This window comes from Pseudomonas sp. SWRI18 (genome assembly GCF_014268345.1).
Lineage (GTDB): Bacteria > Pseudomonadota > Gammaproteobacteria > Pseudomonadales > Pseudomonadaceae > Aquipseudomonas > Aquipseudomonas cedrina.
The window spans coordinates 185,116-202,575 of record NZ_JACCQQ010000010.1 but is presented as its reverse complement, the minus strand read 5'-3'; the positions used below and the strand labels follow the sequence as shown (position 1 = coordinate 202,575).

Annotated in this window: 16 protein-coding genes and 2 tRNA genes; 1 reads left to right on the top strand and 17 read right to left on the bottom strand. The window is 57.8% G+C overall.

The features are described 5' to 3' along the window. Positions 1 to 253: 253 nt before the first annotated feature. From H0Z09_RS13895 to rlmE, 16 genes are all read right to left on the bottom strand, one after another. A complete protein-coding gene (locus tag H0Z09_RS13895; protein WP_186691091.1) occupies positions 254 to 874 on the bottom strand; it encodes a BON domain-containing protein in 621 nt (206 codons plus the stop codon). Between the two features lie 297 nt (positions 875 to 1,171). After that, positions 1,172 to 3,277, bottom strand: a complete 2,106-nt coding sequence (gene pnp / locus H0Z09_RS13890) for a polyribonucleotide nucleotidyltransferase (RefSeq protein ID WP_076952842.1) — start codon at positions 3,275 to 3,277, stop codon at positions 1,172 to 1,174. Positions 3,278 to 3,471: 194 nt separating this feature from the next. Then, positions 3,472 to 3,741 (bottom strand): 30S ribosomal protein S15, encoded by a 270-nt coding sequence (gene rpsO / locus H0Z09_RS13885; RefSeq protein ID WP_003176135.1) that lies wholly within the window; start codon positions 3,739 to 3,741, stop codon positions 3,472 to 3,474. A gap of 261 nt (positions 3,742 to 4,002) precedes the next feature. Then, positions 4,003 to 4,920 carry a tRNA pseudouridine(55) synthase TruB gene (gene truB / locus H0Z09_RS13880; protein ID WP_016976825.1) on the bottom strand — a complete coding sequence of 306 codons (918 nt, stop codon included), beginning with the start codon at positions 4,918 to 4,920 and terminating at the stop codon, positions 4,003 to 4,005. 3 nt (positions 4,921 to 4,923) lie between these two features. Next, the gene (gene rbfA, locus H0Z09_RS13875) at positions 4,924 to 5,319 is read right to left on the bottom strand and encodes a 30S ribosome-binding factor RbfA (RefSeq protein WP_065883945.1); all 396 of its coding nucleotides are present in this window, start codon (positions 5,317 to 5,319) and stop codon (positions 4,924 to 4,926) included. A 159-nt stretch (positions 5,320 to 5,478) separates the two neighbouring features. Then, entirely contained in the window at positions 5,479 to 8,004 is a 2,526-nt protein-coding gene (infB, locus tag H0Z09_RS13870; RefSeq protein ID WP_076952840.1) for a translation initiation factor IF-2, read from the bottom strand. A gap of 27 nt (positions 8,005 to 8,031) precedes the next feature. Beyond that, positions 8,032 to 9,513, bottom strand: a complete 1,482-nt coding sequence (gene nusA / locus H0Z09_RS13865; protein WP_076952839.1) for a transcription termination factor NusA — start codon at positions 9,511 to 9,513, stop codon at positions 8,032 to 8,034. Between the two features lie 47 nt (positions 9,514 to 9,560). Next, positions 9,561 to 10,019 (bottom strand): ribosome maturation factor RimP, encoded by a 459-nt coding sequence (gene rimP, locus H0Z09_RS13860; protein ID WP_034117933.1) that lies wholly within the window; start codon positions 10,017 to 10,019, stop codon positions 9,561 to 9,563. A gap of 140 nt (positions 10,020 to 10,159) precedes the next feature. After that, positions 10,160 to 10,236, bottom strand: a tRNA-Met gene (locus H0Z09_RS13855). Positions 10,237 to 10,332: 96 nt separating this feature from the next. Next, positions 10,333 to 10,418, bottom strand: a tRNA-Leu gene (locus H0Z09_RS13850). 21 nt (positions 10,419 to 10,439) lie between these two features. Then, on the bottom strand, positions 10,440 to 10,823 hold the full coding sequence (secG, locus tag H0Z09_RS13845; protein WP_010206600.1) for a preprotein translocase subunit SecG: 384 nt from the start codon (positions 10,821 to 10,823) through the stop codon (positions 10,440 to 10,442). Positions 10,824 to 10,827: 4 nt separating this feature from the next. Further along, the gene (gene tpiA, locus H0Z09_RS13840) at positions 10,828 to 11,583 is read right to left on the bottom strand and encodes a triose-phosphate isomerase (RefSeq protein ID WP_186691090.1); all 756 of its coding nucleotides are present in this window, start codon (positions 11,581 to 11,583) and stop codon (positions 10,828 to 10,830) included. Between the two features lie 66 nt (positions 11,584 to 11,649). Continuing rightward, complete coding sequence (gene glmM / locus H0Z09_RS13835; protein ID WP_076952836.1) at positions 11,650 to 12,987, bottom strand: phosphoglucosamine mutase; 1,338 nt, start codon at positions 12,985 to 12,987, stop codon at positions 11,650 to 11,652. A 16-nt stretch (positions 12,988 to 13,003) separates the two neighbouring features. Beyond that, complete coding sequence (gene folP, locus H0Z09_RS13830) at positions 13,004 to 13,855, bottom strand: dihydropteroate synthase (RefSeq protein WP_186691089.1); 852 nt, start codon at positions 13,853 to 13,855, stop codon at positions 13,004 to 13,006. Positions 13,856 to 13,863: 8 nt separating this feature from the next. Beyond that, entirely contained in the window at positions 13,864 to 15,774 is a 1,911-nt protein-coding gene (gene ftsH, locus H0Z09_RS13825) for an ATP-dependent zinc metalloprotease FtsH (protein ID WP_076952834.1), read from the bottom strand. A 200-nt stretch (positions 15,775 to 15,974) separates the two neighbouring features. After that, positions 15,975 to 16,625, bottom strand: coding sequence for a 23S rRNA (uridine(2552)-2'-O)-methyltransferase RlmE (rlmE, locus tag H0Z09_RS13820; protein ID WP_186691088.1), 651 nt, complete (start codon positions 16,623 to 16,625; stop codon positions 15,975 to 15,977). 106 nt (positions 16,626 to 16,731) lie between these two features. Here rlmE and yhbY point away from each other — a divergent pair, with 106 nt between their 5' ends. Next, a complete protein-coding gene (yhbY, locus tag H0Z09_RS13815; RefSeq protein ID WP_043048386.1) occupies positions 16,732 to 17,040 on the top strand; it encodes a ribosome assembly RNA-binding protein YhbY in 309 nt (102 codons plus the stop codon). 8 nt (positions 17,041 to 17,048) lie between these two features. On the opposite strand, the gene H0Z09_RS13810 is transcribed toward yhbY, so the two are convergent. Then, positions 17,049 to 17,453 (bottom strand): MFS transporter, encoded by a 405-nt coding sequence (locus H0Z09_RS13810; protein WP_186691087.1) that lies wholly within the window; start codon positions 17,451 to 17,453, stop codon positions 17,049 to 17,051. Positions 17,454 to 17,460: the final 7 nt, after the last annotated feature.

Below are 17,460 nucleotides of genomic sequence, written 5' to 3'. Positions count from 1 at the left end.
CGCGAAGGCGGCGTATCAGTTGATGATGTATCGACTGACACGCCGCCTTCGCGAGCAAGCCCGCTCCCACATTTGATCTTTGTACGCTTGGCGTCTGTATTTCAAGCCCACAATAGGACAGGCCCCGACACAAGTGCCGGGGCCTGTAATGACCACATCCGTGTGGTCGGTCGCATGAACCTGTGAGGTGCATTGAGTGGATATCTAACTCACTCGTTGCCGCCGCCTTCTAGTTCAGACGAACTGTTGAGCGTTACTCTGCTTTCAGGCCGTCGGCCGATACAGCTTTAACGCCTTTGATCTTCTTGGTGATCGCTACTGCGGTTTCTTTCTGCGCTTCAGTCACGGCAGTAGAGGACGACAGGGAGACAACACCCTTGTTGGTTTCGACTTTAATGTCGGTACCAGGAATGCCTTTTTCGGTAACCAAGTCAGCTTTTACTTTAGTGGTGATCCAGGTATCGCTGGTCGCCTCGCCAGCGTTATGGGCTGCGCTTTTGGTTTTGTCGATACCGTCAGCCTTGGTAGCGCCGCCAGCCAGCAGGCCGTCAGCGGAAACAGCAGTCACACCTTTGATTTTCTTGGTGATGGCTACAGCGGTCGCTTTCTGCGAGTTAGAGATGGCTACGTCGGAAGACAGGGAAACCACGCCTTTGTTGGTTTCAACCTTGATGTCCGAACCTGGGATGCCTTTCTCAGTCAGCAGGTCAGCTTTGACTTTGGTGGTGATCCAAGTATCCGAAACGCTTTCCTTAGCCTGGGTGGCTTCGCCGGCCGCCAGAGTCATAGGGGCTTGGGAAGTCTGAGCAAAGGCTACGTTAGCACCCATGGCCAGAGTCAGAGCGGTAGCAGTAGCGAGAGCGAACTTCTTCATACGAGTAACTCCTGTTTTATTAAAAGACCGCAGTACCTAAACCTCGATACTGCAGCGCTAACAGGGATATTGCAGGCAATGTGCCAAGTCATGCCGCGCAATTAAAACCTTATAAATCAATGCGTTATGAAAATGCGAAATTCCCGGAATCGTGCAACTTGCATGATGCCAAGCACCACTGCATGCAAGTTGCGGCTTTTTACCGCTCAGTAAGCATCTGATTTCTCGGCATTTTCCTGAAGCCATAAAAAAAGGACTCCGAAGAGTCCTCTTGTTCAGCGTAAAGCTAAGGAGTAATTAAACGCCCGAAGCCTTGGCTGCTGCTACGTCCTTGATGGACAGCTTGATACGGCCGCGGTTGTCCACGTCCAGTACCAGCACTTCCACTTCCTGGCCTTCTTTCAGAATGTCGGTCACTTTCTCAACGCGAGCATCGCTCAGCATCGAGATGTGAACCAGACCGTCCTTGCCCGGCAGGATGTTCACGAATGCGCCGAAGTCGACGATGCGCTCAACCTTACCGACGTAGATTTTGCCGATCTCGGCTTCGGCGGTGATGCCCAGAACGCGCTGACGCGCAGCTTCTGCAGCTTCCTTGGTCTCGCCGAAGATCTTGATCGAGCCGTCGTCTTCGATGTCGATCGAAGCCTTGGTTTCTTCGCAGATCGCACGGATGGTCGCGCCGCCTTTACCGATGACATCACGGATTTTGTCGGTGTCGATTTTCATCGCGATCATGGTCGGAGCATTTTCCGACAACTCGGTACGCGACTGACCAATGATCTGGTTCATCTGGCCGAGGATGTTCAGGCGCGCTTCCAGGGCTTGGCCCAGAGCGATTTCCATGATCTCTTCGGTGATGCCCTTGATCTTGATGTCCATCTGCAGCGCGGTAACGCCCTTGGCGGTACCGGCTACCTTGAAGTCCATGTCGCCAAGGTGGTCTTCGTCACCCAGGATGTCGGTCAGGATGGCGAACTTCTCGCCTTCCTTAACCAGGCCCATGGCGATACCGGCAACCGGTGCCTTCATCGGCACACCGGCGTCCATCAGCGCCAGGGAAGCACCGCAGACCGAAGCCATGGAGCTGGAACCGTTGGATTCAGTGATTTCCGATACCACGCGGATGGTGTACGGGAACACGTCGGCGGCCGGCAGCATCGCGGCGATTGAACGACGGGCCAGACGGCCGTGACCGATTTCACGACGACCGGCGCCACCCATGCGACCACACTCGCCCACCGAGAACGGAGGGAAGTTGTAGTGCAGCATGAACGGGTCTTTTTTCTCGCCTTCCAAGGTGTCCAGCAGCTGTGCGTCACGGGCGGTGCCCAGGGTCGCGACAACCAGTGCCTGGGTTTCACCACGGGTGAACAGCGCCGAACCGTGAGTCTTCGGCAGAACGCCGACTTCGATGTTCAGCGGACGCACAGTGCGAGTGTCGCGGCCGTCGATACGTGGCTTTCCGTTAACGATGTTTTCGCGAACGGTGCGGTATTCGATTTCACCGAAAGCCGCTTTGACTTCGCTGGAAGAAGGCTGACCTTCTTCACCGGACAGCTTGGCGACGACCTGATCCTTCAGCTCGCCCAGGCGCGCGTAACGGTCGGCCTTGACGGTGATGGCGTAGGCCTGGGAGATCGCGTCGCCGAACTCGGCGCGGATAGCGGCCAGCAACTCGGTGGCTTCAGGCTGTGGAGCCCAGGTCCAGGTTGGCTTGGCAGCTTCAGCGGCCAGTTCCTTGACGGCGTTGATCACCACCTGGAACTCGTCGTGGGCGAACAGTACGGCGCCCAGCATCTGGTCTTCGGTCAGCTCTTTGGCTTCCGATTCAACCATCAACACGGCTTCCGAGGTACCGGCAACGACCATGTCCAGGCTCGATGCTTTCTGTTGCTCGTAAGTCGGGTTCAGCAGGTAGCCGGTGCTTTCGTGGAAAGCAACGCGGGCAGCGCCGATCGGGCCATCAAAAGGAATGCCGGAGATAGCCAGGGCAGCCGAGGTACCGATCATCGCAGCGATGTCCGGATCGGTCTTCTTGCTGGTGGAAACGACGGTGCAGACAACCTGCACTTCGTTCATGAAGCCTTCTGGGAACAGCGGACGGATCGGACGGTCGATCAGTCGGGAAGTCAGGGTTTCTTTCTCGGAAGGACGGCCTTCGCGCTTGAAGAAACCGCCAGGGATCTTACCGGCAGCGTAAGTCTTTTCCTGGTAGTGAACGGACAGAGGGAAAAAGCCTTTGCTCGGGTCAGCGGTCTTGGCGCCAACAACGGTCACCAGTACGGTCACGTCGTCGTCAACGGTAACCAGCACTGCGCCGGAGGCTTGACGGGCGATACGGCCTGTCTCGAGGGTAACGGTCGACTGACCGAACTGGAATTTTTTGATAACCGGGTTCACGGTGTCCTACCTTCTTTGTGGCTCTTGGGGAACTTGTTTTCTTGCGAAATTCTTGGGCAATGTCGGGAATCGGCCCGAGCCTCGTCCAGGGTAAAACGTGTATCCAGATAAAACTTGAGGCTGGGAGCCTGCCATGGGCCAGCGGGAATCCCACTGGCACACGGCAGACAACCAACCTCTAGCGCAATCGCTGATTAGCGACGCAGACCCAGGCGACCGATCAGAGCCTGATAACGACCCAGATCCTTGCCTTTCAGGTAGTCCAGCAGCTTACGGCGCTGGTTTACCATGCGGATCAGACCACGACGGGAGTGGTGATCTTTACCGTTGGCCTTGAAGTGACCCTGCAGCTTGTTGATGTTGTGGGTCAGCAGTGCAACTTGCACTTCTGGCGAACCAGTGTCACCAACAGCTTGCTGATAGTCAGCTACGATTTGTGCTTTTTCTTGAACGTCGAGAGCCATGAGGCAATCCTTTTTTTCAGGAAACCACCCAAAGGGCAGTTTCAACAGGCCAGGGACAAATCCCTGTATCTAAAAATGAGTGTTGACCATGCCTGTTAACAGCCACACTCGTCCCAGTTTGCGTAAAAGCTACTGCGCTCGGTAATCCTGCGTCAAAAACAGGCTCGGAATGCTCATTAACAGCAGTTAACTCCGCTTCCTCGCCTGTTTTTTCCTTGTCTTACCTTCGCTCGCTACGCTTTTACCACAAACTGGTTCCGGTCATTCTGACCGAATCAGTCGACGTGGCGCGATGCGCCCGTCTTCGCTCACTTCACCGATACCGATAAAGCGACCGTTATGATCCTGTACCCGCACCATACCGAACTTCGGTGCATCCGGGGCGCGTACCGGTTGGCCGTTGAGCCAGTAGAACGCGCTGTGCTCCGAAAAGTGCAGCAATGGCCAATCCAGCAGACCACTGTCCGACGGCATCAGGAAGCGATCAACCGCTTCGTTGCCGCCTTCGGCGTGTACCGCTTCCAACTCTTCCAGCGTGACCGTCTGGGCCAGGCTGAAAGGGCCGGCCTGGGTGCGTCGCAGTTCTGCAACGTACGCGCCGCAACCGAGCTTTTCACCGATATCTTCCACCAGGGTACGGATATAGGTGCCTTTGCTGCAGTCGACGGCCAGGCGGGCAGTATCACCTTCACAGGCGAGCAATTCGAGCCGGGCAATAGTAACAGAACGCGGTTCGCGCTCCACTACTTCACCCGCACGCGCCAGCTTGTAAAGAGGTTGGCCATCACGCTTGAGCGCCGAGTACATCGGCGGTATCTGGCTGATTTGCCCACGAAAACCGGGCAAGGCAGCTTCAATATCGGCACGACCAACGGTCACATCGCGCACCTGCAGCACATCGCCTTCAGCGTCGGCCGTGGTGGTGGTCTTGCCCAACTGCATCAGGGTCTCGTAACCCTTGTCGGAATCAAGCAGGTATTGCGAGAACTTGGTGGCCTCGCCAAAGCACAACGGCAATACGCCGGTGGCCAGTGGATCGAGGCTGCCGGTGTGCCCGGCCTTCTCGGCGTTGAGCAGCCAGCGGACCTTCTGCAACGCGGCATTGGAGGTAAAGCCAATGGGCTTGTCGAGCAGAATGATGCCGCTGACGTTGCGACGGATACGTTTGACCTGAGCCACCGCTTACTCCTTGGCGTCTTCAGGTGTCGACGGGTGCTGGCTGTCTTCAGCCACCGCGCGCTCGATCAAAGCCGACAGGTGCGCACCGCGTACGACGCTTTCGTCGTAGTGGAAATGCAACTGAGGCACGCTGCGCAGCTTCATTTCACGGGCCAACTGCATGCGCAGGAAACCCGCGGCAGCATTGAGCACCTTGATGCTTTGGGCGATTTCTTCGCTGTTGTCCTGCCCCATCACGGTGATGAAGATTTTGGCGTGACCCACGTCACGGCTCACTTCAACGGCGGTGATGGTGACCAGGCCAACACGTGGATCCTTGACTTCGCGACGGATCAGTTGGGCCAACTCGCGCTGCATCTGATCGCCGATACGCTGGGTACGGCTGTATTCTTTTGCCATGTCTTGTTACCTGTTACTGCCACACGGTGAAACCCGTGGGGTCTGAAAGCGGCAAACGCCCGGCCTGACAAAAGCCAGACCGGGCGTTGCGTTTAGAGTCCGGACACCGCGCGGGGCATCTGCATGCCCACACGCCGTGTGGCTCCTGAAGTGCGCGAGTCAGAGGCTGCGAGCAACCTGAACCTTCTCGTAGACTTCGATCTTGTCGCCAGGCTTGACGTCGTTGTAGCTCTTGACGCCAATACCGCATTCCATGCCGGCACGTACCTCGGAAGCGTCATCCTTGAAGCGGCGCAGGGATTCCAGCTCGCCTTCGAAGATAACGATGTCTTCACGCAGTACACGGATTGGACGGTTACGGTGCACAACACCTTCGATAACCATGCAACCGGCGATCGCGCCGAATTTCGGCGAGCGGAACACGTCACGCACCTCGGCCACACCCAGGATGTTCTCCCGAACGTCGCTGCCAAGCATGCCGGTAAGGGCCTTCTTGACGTCTTCGATGATGTCGTAGATGACGTTGTAGTAACGCATGTCCAGGCCTTCCTGCTCGACGATCTTGCGAGCGCCAGCATCGGCACGCACGTTGAAGCCGAACAGTACAGCGTTGGAAGCCAGTGCCAGGTTGGCGTCGGATTCAGTGATACCACCGACACCGCCACCGACAACACGCACTTGCACTTCGTCGTTACCCAGGCCGTTCAAGGCGCCGTTCAACGCTTCGAGGGAACCACGGACATCGGATTTGAGGACGATGTTGAGCGTCTTCTTCTCTGCCTGGCCCATGTTTTCGAAGATGTTTTCCAGCTTGCCTGCGTGAGCACGAGCCAGTTTGACTTCGCGGAACTTGCCTTGACGGAACAGAGCCACTTCACGGGCTTTCTTCTCGTCGGCAACCACGCTCATCTCGTCGCCAGCGTCCGGGGTACCGTCCAGGCCGAGGATCTCGACAGGGATGGAAGGACCGGCTTCCTTGATTGGCTTGCCGTTCTCGTCGAGCATGGCACGTACACGGCCGTAGTTCGAACCGACCAGTACCATGTCGCCTTGGCGCAGGGTACCGTCTTGAACCAGGACGGTTGCTACCGGGCCACGACCTTTGTCGAGACGCGATTCAACCACAACACCGCGGCCTGGAGCCGATGGGGTTGCCTTGAGTTCAAGTACTTCGGCTTGCAGCAGGACCGCTTCGAGCAGTTCGTCTACACCGGTACCGACTTTCGCCGAGACCGAAACGAACGGCGTATCACCGCCCCATTCTTCGGAAGTCACGCCGTGAACCGACAGTTCGCTACGGATGCGATCAAGATCGGCGCCCGGCTTGTCGATCTTGTTCACTGCAACAACCAGTGGAACACCGGCAGCCTTGGCGTGCTGGACAGCTTCAATGGTCTGCGGCATCACGCCGTCGTCCGCTGCAACCACCAGGATCACGATGTCAGTCGCCTTGGCACCACGGGCGCGCATCGCGGTAAACGCGGCGTGACCTGGGGTGTCGAGGAAGGTGACCATGCCGCGCTCGGTTTCAACGTGGTACGCACCGATGTGCTGGGTGATACCGCCGGCTTCGCCAGCAGCTACCTTGGCACGACGGATGTAGTCGAGCAGCGACGTCTTACCATGGTCAACGTGGCCCATTACGGTCACAACTGGCGCACGGGAGAACGTCTCACCTTCAAACTTCAGGGACTCGGCCAGGGAATCTTCCAGGGCGGTGTCGCTGACCAGGGTCACTTTGTGGCCCAGTTCTTCGGCTACCAGCTGAGCAGTTTCCTGATCAAGCACCTGGTTGATGGTCGCTGGAGTACCCAGTTTGAACATGAACTTGATGATTTCAGCAGCCTTGACCGACATCTGGTTGGCAAGATCGCCAACGGTGATGGTCTCGCCGATCTGCACATCACGCACGACAGGGCCGGTTGGGCTCTGGAAACCGTGGGCGTTGCGCTTTTTCAGCTTGGCTTTGCCGCGACCACCACGACGGAAACCGTCGCTTTCTTCATCGGTAGTACGTGGTGCAACGCGTGGCGCAGGCGCTTTCTCTTTGACCGAAGCACGATGCGGAGCGTTTTTGCGCTCGCCATCACCGCCGCCACCGCGACGATTGTTATCGTCAGCACGCGGCTTGTCCGGACGACGAGGTTCGTCGCGCTTGCGGGCGTCAGCAGCCGGCGCTGGTGCAGGGGCAACCGGAGCGGCCTCACGCACAGCTTCTACCGGCGCGCCAGGCGCGGCAACCGCGTCAGTACCAGCAGGTTGCGCAGCAGCAGGCTGGCGACGCGCTTCTTCTTCGGCGCGACGCTTGGCTTCTTCTTCAGCCTTCTGACGTGCAGCATTTTCTACTGCGCGACGTTCTTCCAGATCGCGCTTGCGCTCGGCTTCGATTTCTTCCGGGCTGCGTTGTACGAAGACTTTCTTCTTGCGTACTTCAACGCTGATGCTCTTGCTACCCGCAACACGCAGGGTGCTGGTGGTTTTGCGCTGCAATGTAATCTTGCGCGGTTCTTCCACTTTCGCCTTGTGGCTGCTCTTCAAGTGAGTCAGCAAAGACTGCTTCTCACTGTCGCTCACACCTTCGTCGGCGGCGGTGTGCGGCAGACCTGCCTCACGCATCTGCTGCAACAGGCGCTCTACCGGTGTTTTGACCTCATCGGCCAGTTGTTTCACCGTGACTTGCGTCATGCACTTCTCTCCTCAGGCCGCGCCTAGTTACTCGAACCAATGGGCTCGGGCGGCCATGATCAACTTGCCGGCACGATCATCGTCAATGCCGTCGATGTCGAGCAGATCGTCAATAGACTGCTCGGCCAGGTCTTCGCGGGTAATTACGCCGCGCACCGCCAGTTCCATCGCCAGATCCTTGTCCATACCCTCAAGCGAGAGCAGGTCTTCGGCCGGATGGGCGTCTGCCAGCTTTTCCTCAGTAGCGATGGCTTTGGTCAACAAACGATCCTTGGCCCGAGCGCGAAGCTCGTTGACGATATCCTCGTCAAAGCCGTCGATGTTGAGCATCTCCTCCACCGGTACGTAGGCAATCTCTTCCAGGCTGGTAAAGCCTTCGTCCACCAGCACCTGCGCCAGTTCTTCATCGACTTCAAGCTCTTCGATAAAGTTGCGCAGGATGTCGCCGGTTTCCGCTTGCTGTTTAGCCTGGATGTCCGATTCGGTCATCACGTTCAGGGTCCAACCGGTCAGTTGGCTGGCCAGACGCACGTTCTGACCACCACGACCAATGGCCTGAGCCAGATTGTCTGCGCCAACGGCGATGTCCATTGCATGGGCATCTTCGTCAACGATAATTGCCGCCACTTCAGCCGGCGACATGGCGTTGATCACAAACTGCGCCGGGTTATCGTCCCACAGGACGATGTCCACACGCTCACCGCCCAATTCGCCCGACACTGCCTGGACGCGCGAACCGCGCATACCGATGCAAGCGCCTTGCGGGTCGATGCGTTTGTCCTTGGAACGGACCGCGATCTTGGCGCGCGAACCCGGGTCGCGGGACGCTGCCATGACTTCGATCAGGCCTTCGGCGATTTCCGGCACTTCGATACGGAACAGCTCGATCAGCATTTCCGGCGCGGTACGCGACAGGATCAGCTGAGGGCCGCGGTTCTCGGTGCGGATTTCCTTGAGCAGCGCACGCAGGCGCACGCCGACACGGAAGGTTTCGCGAGAGATGATGTCTTCACGGGCCAGCAACGCTTCGGCGTTGTTGCCCAGGTCAACGATCACGTTGTCGCGGGTGACTTTTTTCACAGTGCCGGAGATGATTTCACCCAGGCGCTCGCGATAGGCGTCAACGACTTGCGCGCGCTCGGCTTCGCGAACCTTCTGCACGATAACCTGCTTGGCAGTCTGTGCAGCGATACGGCCGAACTCGATCGATTCGATCTTTTCTTCGACGACATCACCGACCTGGGCGCCAGGATGCGTTTGCGCAACCTTGCTCGGCCAGGTTTCGATGGCCGGATCATCAAGATCGGCCTCTTCGACGACCGTCCAGCGACGGAAAGTCTCATAGGCACCGGTGTGGCGGTTGATTTCCACACGCAGATCAACTTCGTCTTCAAAACGCTTCTTGGTCGCAGTGGCCAGGGCCAGCTCCAGCGCTTCAAAAATCACGTTTGCCGGTACGCCCTTTTCATTGGATACCGACTCAACAACCAGCAGTACTTCTTTGCTCATCGTACGCCTCGCCTTTCGCAAGCCATTGGATCCGCGGGATCCGCGTCTCAGTCAAAACTGGGAATAATGTTGGCCTTGTCGATCATATCGATCGGCAACAGGAACTCATGGTCTTCTACCTGCACCACGACATCCTGTTCTTCTACACCGCGCAGAAGGCCCTGAAAGTTGCGTCGCCCTTCGAAGGGAGAGCGCAGCTTGATCTTCACTTGTTCACCGGCAAATTTTGCAAACTGATCAATAGTGAACAGTGGGCGTTCCATGCCTGGCGAGGAAACTTCGAGGGTGTATTCAACGGCGATTGGATCTTCAACATCCAGTACACCGCTGATCTGGCGGCTGACAATGGCGCAATCGTCCACCAGCACACCGCCCTCTTTATCGATATAAACGCGCAACATTGAGTGGCGACCTTGAGCCGAAAACTCAATACCCCAGCATTCATAGCCTAGGGCCACGATCACCGGGGCCAACAAGGCCTGCAACTCTTCTAGCTTGCTCGACACCTGAACCCCCTCGTGCATGTATGTGCATGCTGTGCAAAATAAAAAAATGGGCGAAACGCCCATCCTTGAAACGCCGTCGAACAGCGGCGTTGAAAGTGTCCAGCTAACAAAAAGCCCCTTAAAAGGGGCTCCGCTAAAACTGGTTGCGGGGGCCGGATTTGAACCGACGACCTTCGGGTTATGAGCCCGACGAGCTACCAGACTGCTCCACCCCGCGACAAAGCTGGGGCGGAAGTATACGACCGATCCCTTACAGGGTCAATGTAACCTTCCACCTACAAGAAAGCCCGCAACAGCGGGCTCTCCTGATAATTGGTACCGAGAAGGGGACTCGAACCCCTACACCCTATGGGCACAACCACCTCAAGGTTGCGTGTCTACCAATTCCACCACCTCGGCAATACAGCGCTTACAACCTTCTTACTTCTGCTCTTGAGCTGGAGGTACGTCAGTCGCTGGAGTAGCCGACTTTTGCTCTTGAAGCACCGGGACATCATCAGAAGCCGGTTTTGCTTTGGGTACTTCCAACACTGCTGGGTTTGGGAGACCTACTTGAGTCAGCACATGAGCTTTCTCTTTAGCAAAGTAACCTAACCCCAAGCTGGTTATGAAGAAACCGGCGGCAAGTATAGCAGTAAACTTACTAAGAAAGGTAGAGGAACCTTGGCTTCCGAATACAGTATTTGAAGCACCTGCACCGAAAGACGCACCAGCATCCGCACCTTTACCCTGTTGCAACAAAACCAGGGCAACTACGCCCAGGGCAGCCAACAGATGAAAAACGACTACGACTGTTTCCAGCATTTTTTCAGTTTCCCGCGGCGCGACAGATCGCACCGAACTCATCTGCATTCAGGGACGCTCCACCAATGAGCCCCCCATCGATATCCGGCATGCCGAACAGTTCGACCGCATTGGCCGCCTTCACGCTGCCGCCGTATAGAAGACGCACACCTTGTGCGACTTCAGAATTCTCTGCCGCCAACTGCGCGCGGATGGCTGCATGCACATCCTGCGCCTGTTGCGGTGTAGCAGTCAGCCCGGTGCCAATGGCCCAGACCGGCTCGTAAGCAATGACCGCATTTGCAAATGCACCGACACCCAGCTCTTCGATGATGCTGCCCAATTGACGCGAGACAACTTCAAGCGTCTTGCCCGATTCGCGCTGCTCCAGGGTCTCCCCTATGCACAATACCGGGATCAAGCCACAAGCCTGTGCCGCTGCGAACTTGCGATTGAGCACCTGATCGCTTTCACCCATCAACTGGCGGCGCTCGGAGTGCCCGACAAGCACATAGGCACAACCTGCATCAACCAACTGACTCGGCGCAATCTCACCGGTCAACGCACCTTGGGCGGGTTCCACCGCAGAATTCTGCGCGCCGACCTGAATCGACTGACCTTTCAAGCCATCAACCACTTGGCCGATATGCAGGAAAGGCGGGAAAACCGCGACATCGACACCGCCAGGCAAGGCCAGGTGACGAAGGCCATTGATCAGCTCAGCGACACTGGCGCGGGTACCGTGCATCTTCCAGTTACCAGCTACCATAGTGCGACGCATGCTGTACCCCGTCGGTCAAAGTGGGCGCAGATGTTACCCAACCACATCATCACTGGCAAGCCGAATTCAGGCGCAAACTTCAGTTACCAGTTTTGCCAGGTCTTCAGCATGGCCGCGAACCTGCGTTTCGTCGTCACCTTCGACCATGACACGCACCAGAGGCTCTGTGCCGGACTTGCGCAACAACACGCGACCACGCCCCGCCATTGCAAGGGTCACGCGCTCGCACGCCTCTTTGACCGCCGGGTGCTCGATCGGGTTTTCGCCACCGCCAAAACGCACGTTGAGCAGCACTTGAGGACACTTGCGCAACGCCTGGCGCGCCTGTGCCAGGCTCTCCTGGCGACGACGCAGCGACAGCAGCACCTGCAGCGCAGCGATGATCGCATCACCGGTGGTGGTGTGCTGGAAGCAGACAACGTGCCCGGAGTTCTCCCCCCCCACCAGCCAGTTGCGCTCAAGCAGCTCAGCGATCACATAGCGGTCACCGACGTTGGCGCGCACGAACGGAATACCCAGGTCGGCCAGGGCCAGCTCGAGCCCAAGGTTGCTCATGAGCGTACCGACGACGCCACCTTGCAGCTTGTTACGCTCGTGCAGGTCACGGGCAATGATGAACAAGAGATCATCACCGTCAACGATAGCCCCGGTGTGATCCACCATGAGTACACGGTCACCGTCACCGTCGAAGGCAATGCCCAGGTCGGCATGCTCGGCGAGAACGGCCGCCTGCAACTGCTCCATGTGCGTGGAGCCGCAGTTGTCGTTGATGTTCAAACCGTTAGGCTGGGCCGACAACACTGTGACGTCCGCGCCCAATTCCTTGAATACGCTGGGTGCCACTTTGTAGGTAGCACCATGTGCGCAATCGACCACAATTTTCAGGCCGGCGAAATTGGTGCTGCTGGGCACACTGCTCTTGCAGAACTCGATATAACGGCCGGATGCGTCATTGATACGCGATACCTTGCCCAGCTTGCTGGACTCAACCACCGTCATCGGCGCATCCAGCAGCTCTTCGATCATCAACTCGATTTCGTCCGGCAGCTTGGTGCCCTGGCCCGAAAAGAACTTGATGCCGTTGTCGTCATGGGGATTGTGCGAGGCGCTGATCACGATACCGGCTTCAGCGTGAAAGGTACGCGTCAGGTAGGCGATCGCTGGCGTAGGCATAGGCCCCAGCAACATCACGTCGGCACCCGCCGCGGACAGGCCTGCCTCCAGCGCGGACTCGAACATGTACCCCGAGATGCGGGTGTCCTTGCCCACCAGGATGCGGCACGCGCCCATGCTGCGGAACGCCATGCCCGCCGCCCAGCCCAGCTTGAGCATGAAATCGGGAGTAATCGGGAATTCGCCGACCCGACCACGGATACCGTCGGTGCCAAAGTATTTTTTAGTCATAAGTGCTCCATCATTCTTATTCGGCTGATTCTACCGCGCTAATCATACGCACCACATCCACTGTCTCGGCGACATCGTGCACACGCAAGATACGTGCGCCCTTGGCTACCGCAAGCGCCGCCAGTGCAAGTCCACCGTACAACCGCTCGCCCACCGGACGATTCAGGGCAAGCCCTATCATGCTCTTGCGCGAAACGCCCACCAGCAGCGGCCGCCCAAGGCGATGCAAGGACTCCATATGCTTGAACAGGCTTAAATTGTGCTGCAGGGTCTTCGCAAAGCCGAAGCCGGGGTCGAGGATGATCTTATGCGCAGCAATCCCGACGGCAGCGCACTGAGCAATTCGCTCGGCGAGAAAACCACTCACTTCGCCGACCAGATCATCATAGCGAGGACTGTCCTGCATATTGCCGGGCTCGCCGCGCATATGCATCAGGCACACCGGCAAACCCGTCGCGGCAGCGGCATCAAGGGCACCGTCACGCTGCAGAGCGCGCACATCGTTGATCAGGCCTGCTCCCAGGCGCGCAGTTTCGCGCATCACCGCAGGCGTCGACGTATCCACCGAAATGATCACGTCCAGTTCACGCGCAATACGCTCGACGATTGGCGACACCCTCTCCAGCTCCTCTAAGGGAGAAACCATGCGCGCACCAGGCCGAGTCGACTCACCGCCCACATCAATCAGCGTCGCACCGGCCGCCACCATCGCCTCGGCATGACGCAAGGCAGCATCAAGCTGGCTGAAGCGGCCGCCATCGGAAAAGGAGTCGGGAGTTACGTTGAGAATGCCCATGACATGCGCATGAGCCAAATCAAGAACCCGGTTGCCGCAAGGCAGCCGGGTGGAGGACGACACAGAAGTCATTTCAAACCTTAGACGTCAGCTGCGGGGCCGCCGATCGGAGTTTCTGGGCGTTCATTCTGTACCACGGGCGGAGTGCCCGAGGTGCCCGAACCGCCTTCCCAATCGCGAGGCTCGCGCGGCGTACGGCCGGCCATGATGTCGTCGATCTGGTCGGCGTCAATGGTCTCGTACTTCATCAACGCATCAGCCATGGCGTCCAGCTTGTCGCGGTTGTCGGTCAGGATCTGCTTGGCCGTGCCGTAGCACTGGTCAATGATGCTGCGCACTTCGGAATCGATCAGCTTGGCGGTCTCGCCGGAGAAGCTGGCGCTTTGACCGCCGCCGCCACGACCCAGGAACACCTCACCTTCTTCCTCGGCATACATCAACGGGCCAAGTTTCTCGGACAAGCCCCATTTGGTCACCATATTCCGCGCAATTTGACTGGCACGCATGATGTCGTTGGAGGCACCTGTCGTCACACCGTCAAAGCCCAGGGTCATTTCCTCGGCGATACGACCGCCGTAGAGGGAGCAGATCTGGCTGATCAGCGCACGCTTGGAGAGGCTGTAACGATCCTCTTCCGGCAGGAACATGGTGACACCCAGCGCCCGCCCACGAGGAATGATCGACACTTTGTAGACCGGGTCGTGCTCAGGCACAACGCGTCCGACAATTGCATGACCCGCTTCGTGGTAGGCCGTGTTCTGCTTCTCTTTCTCGGACATGACCATGGACTTGCGCTCGGCGCCCATCATGATCTTGTCTTTCGCCAGTTCGAACTCTTTCATTTCAACGATGCGCTTGCCGGTACGGGCAGCGAACAGCGACGCCTCATTGACCAGGTTGGCAAGGTCGGCACCGGAGAAACCAGGCGTACCACGGGCAATCACGGCCGGAGCCACATCATCACCCATGGGCACTTTGCGCATGTGTACTTTCAGGATCTGCTCGCGACCGCGGATATCCGGCAAGCCCACCACAACCTGACGGTCGAAACGGCCTGGACGCAGCAACGCTGGGTCAAGTACGTCCGGACGGTTGGTGGCGGCGATGACGATGATGCCATCGTTCATTTCGAAGCCGTCCATCTCGACCAGCAACTGGTTGAGAGTCTGCTCACGCTCATCGTGACCACCGCCCATGCCGGCGCCACGATGGCGACCAACGGCGTCGATTTCATCGATAAAGATGATGCATGGCGCGTGTTTCTTGGCCTGTTCGAACATATCGCGAACACGGCTGGCACCGACACCGACAAACATTTCGACGAAGTCGGAGCCGGAAATGGTGAAGAAAGGCACCTTGGCTTCGCCGGCAATCGCCTTCGCCAGCAAGGTTTTACCCGTACCCGGAGGACCGACCATCAATACGCCCCGAGGAATGCGGCCGCCCAGGCGCTGGAACTTGCCCGGATCGCGCAGGAACTCGACCAGTTCGCCGACTTCTTCCTTGGCCTCGTCACAACCGGCAACGTCAGCCAGGGTGGTCTTCACTTGATCCTCGGAGAGCAGGCGCGCCTTGCTCTTGCCGAAGCTCATCGGCCCGCCCTTGCCTCCCGCGCCGCCTTGCATCTGGCGCATGAAGAACATGAACACGGCGATGATCACCAGGATCGGGAAGCTGGCCACCAACAGTTGGGTCCAGATGCTCTGCTGCTCGGGCTGCTTGCCTTCCACAACGACCTTGTTGTCCACCAGGTCGCCGATCAGACCGTTGTCCTGGATTGCCGGACGAATGGTCTTGAAGCTGTCGCCATCAATTCGTTTGCCGGTAATCACGTAGCCATCAACCGCTACGCGCTCGACCTTGCCATCCTTAACTTGCTGGATGAAGTCGGAATAGTTGAGGGTCTGCGGCTCGTTAGGGCTGGAGAAGTTGTTCATCACCGTCACCAGGACAGCCGCGATGATCAACCACAGGATCAGATTCTTTGCCATATCGTTCAATTAACTACCCTCTGAAGCAAGCTCCGCTACTGGCGCGTGCTTCGCATGATATTCACCGGCCTAACTTACTACATTACCTACAACTCTGGCAGGCGCCGTCTGTAACCCTTTGTGAAACTTTGACTACACAATATTCGTAAAGCTTCGTGACGAAAGCGAAATAAAAAAACCTATCGCCCTCCTCGAATTCCTCAAAAACGCTCTTCGCTCGCAGCGCCTTCTATGCCGCGGAAGCCGCGGCAGAGCAGATATTGCTCCCGAGACCGGTCCCGGGAAGAGTCAGGCTTGCGCGTCTGCACCTTGTCGAACAGCTTGCGGATGTTCTTGTGGTACTCGTCAAACCCTTCGCCCTGAAAGACTTTCACCAGAAAATCACCACCAGGACGCAGAACCCGACCCGCCAAATCCAGCGCCAGCTCACAAAGGAACATCGCGCGCGGCATATCGACGGCCGGTAATCCACTCATATTGGGGGCCATGTCGGAAATCACAAGGTCCACCTGGGAATTTCCCACAGCCTCGAGAATCTGTGCGAGCACGGCGTCCTGGGTGAAATCGCCGTGAACAAAGGTCACATCCGGGATGCTGTCCATCTCCAGGATGTCGGAAGCGATCAAGCGGCCATGCCCACCAATCAGACGACTGGTCACCTGGGACCAGCCACCCGGCGCCGCGCCCAGATCAATAACGCTCATGCCGGGGCGGATCAATTTGTCCTTGTCCTGGATCTCCAGCAGCTTGTAGCTGGCCCGGGAACGGTAGCCGTCCTTTTGCGCCTTTTTGACGTAAGGATCGTTGAAATGTTCTTGTAGCCACTTAAGGCTGGTTTTGGAACGGGCCACGGGCCACCTCGAAAAATAAAACGGGTCGTGATTAACTGGGCGGTCCCGGACTCGCTCGGGTAAACTGGCCGCCGCTTTTTACAAGATCAGACGCAGGGGTCAGATTATGCCGCTCACTCAAGAGCAGAAGAAACAGTACAAGTCCATTGGCCACCATCTGAAACCAGTTCTGATTGTGGCAGATAACGGCTTGACTGAAGGTGTGTTAGCCGAATTTGAACGCGCACTGAACGATCACGAACTGATCAAGATCAAGGTCAACATCCTTGATCGCGAAGCGCGCCTGGCTGCCGTTGCAGAACTGTGCAAGGCGGGCAAGGCGGACCTGGTTCAGGTCATCGGCAAGATGGCGCTGCTGTATCGCAAGAACTTCAGCGTCAACAAGCAGCTGTCGAACGTTCATCGCTTCAAGTAAAACAAGGGTCAGGGGCGTGCTTCGCGCGCCCCGCCACTCCATCCCGGTGCGGGTTGTACAACCAGCACCAGGCCGGAGAACCCTAGCACAAGATAGCTCAATAGCTGCCAGCGCAACGCTTCCGGCAGCCAGACATGCACAATGCAATACATTGCGCACGCATACAGCGCCATCAACAGCAGTTGCCCGCGAATATCTCGCCACAAACTCCCCAAGCCCTCAGCCTTGACCAGCACCAACGCCTGGAGCGTCACGCACGCCGCCGCAAAACCTACCAGCAACGCACTGAGCAATCCATCGATCTCATCGATCAGCAACGGCGCCAGGCCAATCAGGCCCAGCGCCGGTAATACACCAATGTGCAGCAACCACAGGCCGCCGACCCAGAGCATCTGGGAGAGCTGCCAGAGCATGGCGCCC